Genomic DNA, 12530 nt, shown 5'->3' on the forward strand with positions numbered 1-12530 from the left:
CTTCAACAGCACAGGGACATCACCATGGAAATTGCTCTGTTTCTCTTCGTCATCGCGGCGGTCTTCATCATTCGGGCGGTCAAGGTCGTGCCCCAGCAGAACGCATGGGTGGTCGAGCGACTGGGCAAGTACCATGCCTCGCTGGCCCCCGGCCTCAACTTCCTCGTGCCGTTCATCGACAAGGTGGCCTACAAGCACAGCCTCAAGGAAATTCCGCTGGATGTGCCCAGCCAGGTCTGCATCACACGGGACAACACCCAGCTGCAGGTGGACGGAATCCTCTACTTCCAAGTGACCGACCCGATGCGTGCCAGCTACGGCTCGTCCAACTACATCGTCGCCGTGACCCAACTCGCACAGACTTCGTTGCGCTCAGTGATCGGCAAGTTGGAGCTCGACAAGACCTTCGAAGAGCGCGACATCATCAACGCCCAGGTCGTGCAGGCCATTGACGAGGCGGCGCTGAACTGGGGTGTCAAGGTGCTGCGCTACGAAATCAAGGACCTGACGCCGCCCAAGGAGATCCTGCACGCCATGCAGGCCCAGATCACGGCCGAGCGCGAAAAGCGCGCCCTGATTGCCGCCTCCGAGGGCCGCCGCCAGGAGCAGATCAACATTGCCACGGGCGAGCGTGAGGCCTTTATCGCACGCTCCGAAGGTGAAAAGCAGGCCGCCATCAACCAGGCCCAGGGTGAAGCCGCGGCGATCACGGCCGTGGCGGATGCCACGGCCCAGGCCATCGAGCGCATCGCTGCCGCCATCCGGCAACCCGGAGGGGAACAGGCCGTGCAGCTGAAGGTGGCCGAACGCGCCGTTGATGCATTCGGCAAGGTGGCCGCCGATGCCACCACCACCCTCATCGTCCCGGGCAACATGAGCGAGGTCTCGGCCCTGATCGGTTCGGCGATGAAGATGATTGGCACGACCAAGGCCAAGGAGTGAAAACGCGCTCTGCGGCCTGCTACAATGGCAGGCTTCGCGGAGAGGTGGATGAGCGGTTTAAGTCGCACGCCTGGAAAGCGTGTGTGGGCTAATCCCCACCGCGGGTTCGAATCCCGCCCTCTCCGCCAGAATATGCCCCAAGTGATTGAAGTCACTTGGGGCTTTTTGTTTTGGGCCGCCCAAAGGTGCCCCCAGACAACGCTGCACCCCAGCGCATTGGATATGGCCGCCATGTTTGCCTGGGTAGGCCTGAACGTTGCCAGCCGTGGACCATCGCCATCGCGAACACCGCTCTTCGTAATCAGAAAGAGAAATTTGCCGCACTGCCATGAGAACGCGTTCTGACTCGGCCTCCCGTTGCGAGACAAACGCCGCACAATGGCCCCATCCGGCGGGAACCGCTGGTCACGGCGTTCAGACCAAGGACGAGACCTCTGCCAGTGGTCCTTCCTGGCTCAGGGCTTCTCCTTGAGAGGGGAAGGACTGTGATCGCCCGGGCTTTGCCCTTACCGACTTGGCGTAAGATAAAGTTAGTAAAAATTTGAAACTTGGCTGCGTCCAAGCATGGAGAATTTCGTCTTCCAGCCTGTTCAACGGGCTCCCTGCAACGACTTTGACTCTTGGAGATTGCCATGTCTGCTCTGTTCAGGTTTGTGATGGCTGCAGCCTTGTTGGCAGCCAGCGGTTCCTTGATGGCTCAATCCGATGCTGCCTACAAATTGCGGCACGGCGATGCTTTGATGGTGTCGGTATGGAAAGACGAGGCGCTGCGGATGGAGGTGCGTGTGCTGCCGGACGGAAGCATTACGTTCCCGTTGGCCGGGCGCGTTTCCGTGGTGGGCCTGAGCACCCCGGAAGTCGAGGCCAGGGTGGCCGAGAAGCTCAAAAAGTACATCCCGGAACCTGTCGTGACCGTGGCCATTACGGCCACCGACGGCAATCAGGTGTTTGTACTGGGCAAAGTGGTCAGACCCGGCGCCGTGACCCTTACGTCGTCGGAGACCACCGTGCTGCAGATGCTCAGTCAGGTTGGGGGACTGGACCGGTTTGCGGACGGGAACTCCATCCGGGTCTTGCGCAATTCGCCTCAGGGCAAACGCGTGCTGCCGGTTCGCTACGACGACTTGGTCAAGGGCAACCAGCTCGACACCAACGTGGTGCTGATGCCCGGCGACACCATTCTGGTTCCCTGATCATGAAAGCGCAGCTCACCCCCCTGGCTCTCGCCCTTCAGGCGCTCGTATGGTCCCCCGTTCTGGCCCAGAACGCGCTGACCGTCCCCCTGGAGGCCGTCCGCATCAGCAACCCCGACCTCTCGCCTGAAAGCCGCGGCAGTGTCACGCTGTACCGTCTGCACCCTCAATACACGCTGCAGACCACCCAAGGCGCTTCGCGCACCGAGCTCGCGCTGGGTGCACTGATTGAAAAATCGAGCAATACCGCCCTGAGTGCCAACCGGACTCTGCCCAGCGTCCGTGTGCTGTGGGAAAACTCGAGTCCTGTCGCCGTTCTCGGACTGCGTGCCTCGTGGGAGGAAGCCTCCACCCGGGAAACAGAGTTCGCCGAATTTGGCCGGGTGACGTTGGACAGCAAGGAGCGCACCGGCGCGGTGGGCGGTACCTGGACCTACAACCTGACCGCCGGGACAGCACTCGAACTGGACTTTTCTCATGACCGCGTCACCTACGACACGCCTCTGCTGGTGAACCACAGGGAAACCAGCGGGTCGATTGCCTATCGCATCTCTGCAAGCGCCAACTCGCGTTACAGGCTCACGGCCGGAGCGTCGCGCCTGACGCCCGATGGAGGGCGTGAACGGCAATCGCGGAGCGAACTCAGTGCCGGGTATGAACGGGACATCAGTGAAGGCCTCGTGCTGAATGCGACAGCCGGCGCCGTGCGCACCAACACCGTGAGAGGCAAGACCGCGCCCGTCGGGGCCTTGCGTCTGACCTACACGGGAGAACGCGTCGGCTACTCCGTGGAGTGGTCCCGCGACGTCAGTGCAGACGGTTCGGTGGCCGGGTACACCCGCTCGCAGGTGTTCGATGTCTCTGCCAGCTACCCGCTCACCATCGATACCTCCTTGTCTTTGGGGGTCAGCCACGCCCAGTCCCTGGACGGAGAGCGCGACGCCGGTTCTGTGGCGTATGCGCGCATCCAGACCGAACTCACGAGGTTCTGGAGCCTGTCACTGGGCCTGGAACAGCGGCGGGCGAAACCTGCCGGCGGCCCCACAGCCAAAGGCCACTCTGTGGCTGTTGGACTGGTGTATTCGCACCCCGATTTCTAAACTGACGACCCCACATGCCGGCCGACTACCAACTGAGTTTCAATGACTACCTGTCCATCATCCGACGCCGGGCATGGGTGATCGTCCTGACCTTTGGTGCCGTGCTGGGGGCTTCGGTGGTCGTGGCACTGATGCTTCCGCGCGCCTACCAGGCCAGCGGCACATTGCTGGTCGAGGGGCCACCGATTGCCGGAGAGGCGGTGCAGCCTTCTTCGGGCGGCAATGCGGAACAGCGAATTCAGGCGCTGCGCCAACAAATCATGACCCGCGAGAGCCTGTTGCGCATCGCAGCCGAGCATCGTGTTTTTGACCCCCCACCGGGGGTGGTGCTGAAGGACACCGACATTGCCACCGCGATGCGGGCCAGCATCGGTGTGAATGTGCAGACAGGCAACATGCCAGCCTGGGAGCGGCCGTCCAACAACCTCGCGTTCACCATTTCGTTTCAACACAGCGAACCGGAAAAAGCCCTGGAAGTCACCAATGCACTGATCCAGCTGTTTCTTGAGAGCAGTGTGAGGGAGCGGGTCGAGCAAGCCTCCAGAGCCAACGAGTTTCTGAGCCAGGAGGCCGACCGGGTCAAGGCGCAACTTGAAAACCTGGAGCAACGCATCGCCGCCTACAAGCGCTCGCAAGGTGGCGCTTCGGAGGACGGCCAGGTGGTTGCCTTGACGAACATCCAGGCGCTGGAAAGCGATCTCAGAGCCGCAGAACGCGAGCATCGCATGGCGCTCGATGAGTTGCAGACACTGGAAGTGGAGTTGGCCGGGGCCCGCTCAGGCGTCCTGGCTCCCGGGACGGTCACGCCGTCCGGCCCATCGGCCGCAGAGCAGGATCTGGAGCGTGCCCGCTCGGAGTTGGCCCGCCTGCGAGGTACCTACACCGACGACCACCCGGACGTCCGGGCTCAGAGGCAGAAAATCGACCTGCTGGAGCGTACCGTGCGCACGGAGGCCACCGTCAGCAGCCCGACACGCGACGCCATGGCTGCGCAGGCCAGACTCGCCGTGTCACGGCTCGAGGCGCAAAGTCGAACTGCGCGAGCACGGGCAGATTTGCTTGCAGACCAGCAAAGGAGCCTCCGCAACGCCATCGCCCAGCAACGCTCTCAGGTGGCCCGTGCTCCTCAGGTAGAGCGCGACCTCACTGCGCTTCAGCGTGACTACGATGCCACTCGCACGAAGTACGAAGACCTGCGGTCCAAGCAACTCTCTGCGCAGATCGTTCAGAATCTTGAAGGGGGACGACAAGGAGAGCGCTTCACCTTGCTGGAGCCGCCACTGCTGCCCGAATACCCGATCAAACCGGACCGCCGAAAGCTCGTCGCCCTTGGTTTTTTCGTGGCGCTTGCGGCGGCCGCGGCGATCGTTGTCGTGCTTGAAATGATCTTTGCCCGCGTACGGGGGATCAACTCGCTCACGGCCCTGACGGGTCAGCGCCCCTTGGTGGTGGTCCCGTACATCACAACCGCCGACGAGGCACAGTCCACCCAAGTCCTGCGAAAGCGGCTTCTGAAGCTCGCAGCCGCCTTTGTGCTGGCTGGAATTGCAGTGATCCATTTCGTGTTCATCCCCCTTCAGACCCTTTTGATCTCCTTGTTCTCCCATCTGGGTTGAAGGAAGCCGTCACATGGAACGCATCAAGCTTGCAATCGAGAAGGCAAAGGCTTCCAGAGCCGATCTGATTTCTCCGGGCGCCCAACCTCACCCACACCATCGTGATTCAGGGATGTCCGGTGAGCAGGATGTTGGGGAGGAAGACACGCCCGATGACTTGGGAGCCGTGCAGTACGCACAGACCGCTGTCGTGTCTCTGGACCCTGAACACCTGGAACGTCACCGCGTGGTGGCGCATCAGAAAACCCATCCGGCAAGCTGGGCGTTTGATGTCTTGCGAACGCAAGTGCTGCAGAAGATGGACGAGGCTGGCTGGCGAACGCTCGCCATCACCTCCCCGAGCGTAGAGTCCGGCAAAACGGTGGTCTCCATCAATCTGGCCATCAGCATTGCCCAGCAGACCAACCGTACGGCGCTGCTGGTGGACTTCGACTTGCGCCGTCCCAGCGTGGCGCGGTCTCTGGGCTTGAGCCGCCCTAAGTCTCTCAACGAATTCCTGGAAGGGCATGCCAGCCTGGCAGACACCCTGGTCAACCCCGGGATCGAGCGGTTTGTCGTGTTGCCGACCAATCGGGCGGTCAATGGCGCATCGGAGCTGCTTTCGTCTACGAAAGTAGGCAAGCTGATCAAGGATCTGCGAGAGCGCTACAGTGATCGCATCGTGATCTTCGACCTGCCACCGGTTCTGGCCGCCGACGACGTCATGAGCGTGCTTCCACGGGTCGACTGTGTTCTGATGGTTGTCGGGAGTGGCGTGTCGACCCAAACGGAAGTCGAGGAGGCCATGACCCGGCTTTCGAAGGCCAATCTGCTGGGTGTCGTCCTCAACAAGGACGAATCGCCCCCCCAGAACGCCTACTACTGACTGTTTTCCCGACAGTGCCAGCGCTTTGGCAGCATGCAGCCGGCACGCATCTTCATCCAAGGACCTTCGGCCACGGCTGCTGCTGTGGTGAAGTTCGCCCCCCTGACTTGAGCCCACGAATTCACTGCTATGGCTGAACATGTGCGCGCTCTCATCGTGTTGTTGGCCCTCAGCCTGGTGTTCTTCCAGGTCGCCCGTGGCGCGATGACCCAGCTGATCCCAGAGGCCACCTACAAGCGCTGGCGCAATCTCTGGGTAGCGGCCACGCTGGTGCTGTTCTTGTCCAACAGCGTGTGGGTCTGCATTCTCGTGACGGGTGCTCTCCTACTTGTCTATCGGCGGCGCGAGGAGCACGTGATGGGACTCTATTTCGTCCTGCTGTTCGTCTCTCCTCCCGTGCCGGCAGAGATCCCCGGACTGGGCATCATCGACCATCTATGGGTGCTGGACCATTACCGGCTGCTCGGCGTGACCTTGTTGCTCCCGGTCGCATTGGTGCTACTCCAGCGATCCAGTACCTCGCGCATCGGCAGCTCACCCGTTGATTGGTGGGTGCTGGGCTATCTCTCGCTCATGTCGATGCTTGCATTTCGCCCCGGGAACATTACCAGCGGGCTTCGCACCGTGCTTACGCTTTGGGTGGACATATTCCTTCCCTACTACGTGGCTAGCCGGAGCATTCGCAACGAGGAAGGGTTCAGGCAGGCAATGACTGGCTTTGTCATTGCTTCGATGATTCTTTCACTTGTTGCGATCTTTGAAATGCTTCGCAACTGGAAGCTCTATTCTGCAGTTCTCGGTGCCCTTGGAGTGAACGAGTGGATGTTTGGCGGATATCTCATGCGCTCAGGCTTCTTGCGCCCCAATGCAACAGTTGGAAACTCGATCGTTCTTGGGTATGTTTTGGTCGTTGCACTTGGATTTTTCCTCTATCTGAAAGAGTTCCTGTCCACATCTCTGTCCAGATTTCTCGGCCTAGCCTTGCTAACGGGAGGCATCGTGGCATCCTTATCCAGAGGGCCTTGGATCGGCTGCCTGTTGCTTGTGGCAACTCACATCTCCATTGGGCCGAAGGCGCTCAAACGCCTGAGCATCTTGATGCTGAGCGCGCTCATCGCCTTCTCCGTTATGAGTCTGATTCCAAGCGGCCAGAGACTGATTGACATGCTGCCAATCATCGGAACCTCCGACCAAGGCAACGTCGAATACCGCGCAAATCTTATTGCTTCAGCATTGCCTGTGATTGAACGACATCTTCTGCTTGGCTCGTTTGACTTCCTGAGCGCCCCAGAACTGCAAGTGATGATGCAAGGTGAGAAAATTATTGACGTCGTCAATTCTTACGTCGGCGCCGCCCTCTACTCCGGAATAATTGGCCTGACTCTATTTGCGGGCATCTTCATAAGCGCACTTCATCAGCTTCGCAAGCATTCAAGAGACTCCAATCGGGCAAGCCCTAAGGCCGAAATAATGGGGCGCGCGCTGTTTTCCACGGTTTTGGCAACAATGTTCATCATCTACACGGTAAGCAGCATCATTGCAATCCCTGTTGTTTACTGGCCGCTTGTTGGCATGTGCGTGGCTTTCAGCGGGATGATCAGAGATCAAGCACGACGGTTTCATGAACCAGTTCGACGAAATGGTGCAATTGAAGCCCCCTCGAATTCTTGGTTGTAGCGGTGAAGCCCGTCGGCCGTCATGTCACGTCTTCCTGCAGTGACACGAAGACGCAGCAGTCCAGCACCTCGGTGCGGTAGGTCTTGTTGAATCGTTCGGCATAGGCCTTCTGCGCGGGGTGAGCGCCATGCGTCTGGATGAAGATGGTGACTACGGAGTCGTCATGCGCAAGGGGTCGGTGACGCAGCGTGGAGCGGGTAATGGTGCTGGCCTCGACGTCCTTGAGCGCGTGGTGCGTCGGTGCCGGGTCGGTGCACATGCGCTTGAGCTTGGCGTTCTCGTCCTGCAGTTGGCGAAGCTGCGCCAGGTGCGAGACCGTCATGCTCGAGAACTGGCTCTTTCACTTGTATTACGTCGGCTCGCTGATGCCGTGCTTCCTGCACGTCTCACCGACTGTGGCACCCATCTCTAGACCTCCATGAGGATGCCGACTGTCTGCGCTTCGCTGAATCTGGATTTCTTCATGCAGAGACCCTGCCTGGGGGAATTCAGGCCGTCACAATCACTGAAAATGACCAGGAGGCACTTATTCGTGGCACGCCACACATTTTGCAGAGCCTCAATCAATGTTCCGTGATTACTTTTGACCCCACCATCGATGCCGCCTGCCAAACGCCAACACACGACCCTCACCCCAATAATAGACACGGGCAAACAAAATACCACCGATCACCGCAGCAAAGAGCGCCACCCAGGGAGAAGGAGCATGAAATAACCGGGTCACTATAGATTTGACCTGGTAATGGCTGAGATACATGAACATGGATGCTCCGGCAATTTCACCAACCACCCTCTTGACGGACGCAGGAACTGAAATTTCGGGCCAGAACAACAACAGCGCGCAACCAGAGAGGATGTAATAGGTTGCCGAAGTGAATCCGTGATGAATTACAACAGCAACAGCCACAATCAGCATCACCATCAGGCGAGTGAGCACACCACGGGACGCAGCGCTGGCGATGAGCATGCCGCATGCCACCGTCCAAAGATACCAGGTCGGAGTACGATGATAAAGATAGTTGGTATCCCAAACAAACTCAGCAACATAACTCAACAGGATTGAAAATACGAGGAAAACCGAGCCACTGATTAGCGGCCGCACCCTGAACTCAATTCTAACCCTCTCAAAAGAGAACAAGCCCGCAAGCAGCAACAGCAGCTGCATATATATTTCGGCGAAATAGAAATACGCAACGCGATACTCGCGCGGATCAAACAGGTTGGAGATCAGCAACAAAGGCTTCAATTCCGTTTCGTGCGCCCAGATTTGCAGGGCCGCAACCACCATCACGGTCGGTACCGCAATGCGGAGCACCGTCCACAGAATCGTTCCCACCTTTCCGGTGCGGCTGATCTCGGGCCACTGGAAGCGCATGACGCTGTAGCCGGCCAAGAGGAACAAAAAGTAGGCGGCGCCCCAGTTGCTGCTGTACACAAAGGTGTCCAGGTGCAAGGCAACAATGCAGATCATGAAAAAAGCACGGGTCAGCGTGGCTGCCTCCAGCCGAGGAAGTGCTTTTTTCGGAGAAGAACGGACGGCTTCCTGCAACTGCGCGACAGTCAGGGACTCCCACCCGCTCGGCAGGGGACCAAACCGATCCTCGAACCCCATTGAAAACTGGATATAGCCCAGCGAGTCGCCGCCGAGTGCCTCGAAACTGGCGCCTTCATCGATCCTGCGTCCAGGGAAAAACTGCTGGAAGAAGCCCAGTACATCATTGGCCCGTGGCTGTGCGGCCTGGGGCGTGCTCCGCGCCTGCTTGGTTTCCTGAACAAACTCCTCCGTGAGCAGGCGGCGCAACGGCTTGCCTGTCGCTGTCTGGGGAATGGACGGCACGACCTTCACGTGCAGGGCCTCGCCGACGTCCAGGCCCAGCGCTTTCAAGGCATCGCTCGAAGCCGTCTTCAGCTGGGTGGGGGGCATGTCAGCGGACTCCGCCACCACAAGGACACCTTCCCCGCGGAGTGCATCGGGCACCTTGGCCACGACCAGCCGTCCGCTTTGCGGCAGCAGCTTGCCGATCTTCTCTTCCAGGATGTCGGGGTTGATCTTCACGCCACCGCTGTTGATGAGATCGTCCGCCCGTCCATCGAAGAAGAGATGCCCGTCTTTGAGATGCCCCAGGTCACCGGTGACCAGCCAGCCATCGGAATCGGGCAATGCACGCAGCTGATCGCCCTCGAGGCGCCATTGGGCCACGTGCGGGCCCCGAATCCTGATGCGACCCTCAGGGGAAATGCCCACCTCGGTTTTTCCAACCGCCCGCCCCACCGACTCAAGCAGTTCGTCGGAAGCCTCCGAGATCTGCAGAAACGTGCTGCGGGAGGCCTCGGTCAGGCCATAGTGCTGAATGATCCGTGCGTTGGGAAAGAGATCTCGGATGCCGCGCTTTTCCGCTGCGGTCATGTACTGGGAGCCGATTTCCATCCATCGCAGCTTCTTGCCCGCCTCACCGATGACCTGCGGCTTCTGGAGCAGGATTCGAAGCAGGGTCGGTACAGCGGACAGAGCATTCACTTCGCCGGCATCGAGCATGCGCGCCAACTCGAAGGGGTCGAAGCCACGCGAGGGGATGAAAGACTGTCCCCCCACCGCGCTCACAACACGAATACGCGCCATGCCAAAGCTGTGCGTGACAGGAACTCCGACATATTCGCGAACCTCCGCGGTCAGCCGCATCTGGTCGATGATTCGCTCGGCTGCGTCGGCCAGATTGGAATAACTGAGCACAATGCCTTTGGGTTTGCCTTCTGTTCCCGAGGTGAAGGTGACCTGTGCCGGCAGGTCGTCACGGATCAGCGCATGCCGCTGGCGGAACCAGCCCCCTCCCGCATCGGGAACGATGCAGTCTTCGATCACGATGCCCAGCGGCTCCCGGGCCGAAGCTTCATCCTGGAAGCTGACCAGTGGCTGGCGCCTCTCGTTCAGCGAAAACACATGCTCTATGAAAGAGAGTGAATTGCGCCGAATCAGACCGGTTGCACGCAATTGGGATATCTGCATTCTCAGCACCTGTGGTTCATTGACACGCAACACGGGGGAAGACCGGCGGCAGCATAGCACCGAGACTACAAACCGCTTACAGACGCCGCCGCGAGGTCCAGAGGCGTTGCGCGCCTGCATCAGTCCAGCTTTTCCTGCTTCGCCGAACGGAAAACGATGATCACCGTCCCCGACCTCACGGTCGACTGTTGATCAATGCTAGGATCGAACGGAAGTTTTAATACTTCTGAACTCCGACAAATGCGGAAGGCGTTGTGTATGTCGCCCTCCCGGCCATCGGGAAGACCATTCACATGCATGAACACAAGCTGGGTGTGGTTGCGATAGGGCGCAACGAAGGCGAGCGACTGCGAAGGTGCCTGCTGTCTCTGCTGCCCGCCGTGCCAGCCACCGTCTACGTCGACTCAGGGTCAACCGATGGGTCCAGCCAGATGGCCGCGGACCTCGGCGCGGTGGTCGTCGATCTCGACATGTCGCAACCGTTCACCGCAGCGCGCGCAAGAAACACCGGCTTGCGCCAACTCCTTCAGCGATTCCCCGATGTCACCCTTGTCCAATTTGTGGACGGAGACTGCGAGATGGTGCCCGGGTGGTTGCAGGCCGCCAGTCTTTTCCTGACGCAGCACCCGACGCACGCCGTGGTCTGTGGCAGGCGACGTGAGCGCTACCCCGAACGCACCATCTACAACGCAATGTGTGATGAGGAATGGGACACCCCCGTTGGCGATACGCAGGCATGTGGTGGCGATGCAATGATGCGCGTTGAGGCTCTCCAGGCCGTGTCTGGCTACAGGGACGGCATGATCGCCGGCGAAGAGCCGGAGTTGTGCTTCCGACTTCGACAGGCGGGCTGGCGTATCCACCGGCTCGACCTAGAAATGACCCTTCACGATGCAAACATCACCCGCCTTGGACAGTGGTGGGTGCGCACGGTCCGGTCGGGTCATGCGTTTGCGGAAGGAGCCTGGTTGCACGGATCGTCACCGGAACGCTTCTGGGTCAGGGAAGCACGCCGCGCCTGGTTGTGGGGAGTGTTGCTGCCGGCCTCCATTGTGCTTGCCGCGCTTCTCGCGGGTGCTTCTGCAGCAATCCTTGCGGCCATCTATCCCGTGCAATGGATACGTCTGCTGCTTCGAAGTGGCTCGTTGCGTGAAAGCAGCTTCATGCTCCTGGGCAAGTTCGCTGAAGCCCAGGGGGCCATGAAGTTCCATCTGTCGCGGCTTCGCGGCGGAACGCGCCACATCATCGAATACAAGTAGGTGGACAATACCAAGAGGCTACATCGCATCCGCGATGGTTCAGGCCTGCCCAACCGGAATACACCCCATGAGTGACCATTGCGTCCTGTGCGGCCTGCCCGTTTCGCGCGCAACCATGAAGCAGACGCTGGACAACATCCTCGCACGCATCGGGCAGAGAAAAGGCACCTGGGTGCTCACCTTGAACACCGAGATGCTTGCGCGTTTTGCACGCGATCCGCACGCCCGTGACCTCCTGGCCCAGGCAGACCTCATCACCGCCGACGGAATGCCTCTGGTATGGGCCTCGCGTGTCAAGGGACCCGATCAGGCCATCCCTCAGCGCACCACTGGTGTGGATCTTGTGGATGCCTACCTCCGGCTACCCAGCATTCCAGCCTATGCGGTGATCGGGGGCGTGAAGCCGGCCGCAACGTTGGCCAAATACGGCGAGCCCGCCGTCCGGGCCTGCCGATACCTGTTTGACGGGCGTGTGGATCTGAGCCCTGAGCAGATCCGGGAGTTTGCAAATGCGCTGCGGGAGAATGAGGTCAGAATGCTTTTTCTGGCCTTGGGCGGCGCCAAACAAGACCAGTTGGCCTTCATGCTCAGAAGCGCGGTGCCCGACCTGGTCTTGGCCGGCGTTGGCGGCAGCTTTGAAATACTTGGCCCCCAAGGGGAACGAGCGCCCAAGTGGATGCAAAACGCAGGATTGGAATGGCTGTTCCGTCTGACGAGGGAACCAGGCCGGCTGTGGAGGCGCTATCTGGTGTACTACCCGGCTGGCCTTGGCCTGCTGCTTCGCGATTGCCTCAAGCCTTCGCGCCGTTGACTGATTTCCAAAGGACCATAGGTAAGCTTTTTCAGTTGAAAGAGCCTATTTGAGAACAGATAT

10 protein-coding genes and 1 tRNA gene are annotated in these 12530 nt (G+C 59.9%); 9 read left to right on the forward strand and 2 right to left on the reverse strand.

The window, feature by feature from the left end; all coding sequences use genetic code 11:
• Nucleotides 1–24 precede the first annotated feature (24 nt).
• The 7 genes from RCO38_RS18735 (at nt 25) to RCO38_RS18765 (ending at nt 7393) form a co-directional block, all read left to right on the forward strand.
• A complete protein-coding gene (locus tag RCO38_RS18735; protein WP_308329947.1) occupies nt 25–942 on the forward strand; it encodes an SPFH domain-containing protein in 918 nt (305 codons plus the stop codon).
• Between the two features lie 38 nt (nt 943–980).
• Nucleotides 981–1070 (forward strand) — tRNA-Ser (locus RCO38_RS18740).
• Between the two features lie 504 nt (nt 1071–1574).
• Nucleotides 1575–2135: a polysaccharide biosynthesis/export family protein gene (locus RCO38_RS18745; RefSeq protein ID WP_308329948.1), complete on the forward strand. Its 561-nt coding sequence runs from the start codon at nt 1575–1577 to the stop codon at nt 2133–2135.
• A 2-nt stretch (nt 2136–2137) separates the two neighbouring features.
• Entirely contained in the window at nt 2138–3235 is a 1098-nt protein-coding gene (locus RCO38_RS18750; protein WP_308329949.1) for a hypothetical protein, read from the forward strand.
• A 14-nt stretch (nt 3236–3249) separates the two neighbouring features.
• On the forward strand, nt 3250–4851 hold the full coding sequence (locus tag RCO38_RS18755; protein ID WP_308329950.1) for a GumC family protein: 1602 nt from the start codon (nt 3250–3252) through the stop codon (nt 4849–4851).
• Nucleotides 4852–4864: 13 nt separating this feature from the next.
• Nucleotides 4865–5716 (forward strand): CpsD/CapB family tyrosine-protein kinase, encoded by an 852-nt coding sequence (locus tag RCO38_RS18760; protein ID WP_308329951.1) that lies wholly within the window; start codon nt 4865–4867, stop codon nt 5714–5716.
• A gap of 129 nt (nt 5717–5845) precedes the next feature.
• Complete coding sequence (locus RCO38_RS18765; protein ID WP_308329952.1) at nt 5846–7393, forward strand: O-antigen ligase family protein; 1548 nt, start codon at nt 5846–5848, stop codon at nt 7391–7393.
• Nucleotides 7394–7412: 19 nt separating this feature from the next.
• On the opposite strand, the gene RCO38_RS18770 is transcribed toward RCO38_RS18765, so the two are convergent.
• Nucleotides 7413–7715, reverse strand: a complete 303-nt coding sequence (locus RCO38_RS18770; RefSeq protein WP_308329953.1) for a hypothetical protein — start codon at nt 7713–7715, stop codon at nt 7413–7415.
• 255 nt (nt 7716–7970) lie between these two features.
• The gene (locus tag RCO38_RS18775; RefSeq protein WP_374694556.1) at nt 7971–10397 is read right to left on the reverse strand and encodes an AMP-binding protein; all 2427 of its coding nucleotides are present in this window, start codon (nt 10395–10397) and stop codon (nt 7971–7973) included.
• Nucleotides 10398–10690: 293 nt separating this feature from the next.
• On the opposite strand from RCO38_RS18775, the gene RCO38_RS18780 reads away from it, so the two are divergent.
• Entirely contained in the window at nt 10691–11656 is a 966-nt protein-coding gene (locus RCO38_RS18780) for a glycosyltransferase (RefSeq protein WP_308329955.1), read from the forward strand.
• A gap of 115 nt (nt 11657–11771) precedes the next feature.
• Nucleotides 11772–12467 carry a WecB/TagA/CpsF family glycosyltransferase gene (locus tag RCO38_RS18785; RefSeq protein ID WP_308329956.1) on the forward strand — a complete coding sequence of 232 codons (696 nt, stop codon included), beginning with the start codon at nt 11772–11774 and terminating at the stop codon, nt 12465–12467.
• The last annotated feature ends 63 nt before the right edge of the window (nt 12468–12530 follow it).

The sequence above is a fragment of the Hydrogenophaga pseudoflava genome (assembly GCF_031020795.1).
GTDB classification, from domain to species: Bacteria; Pseudomonadota; Gammaproteobacteria; order Burkholderiales; family Burkholderiaceae_C; genus Hydrogenophaga; species Hydrogenophaga pseudoflava_A.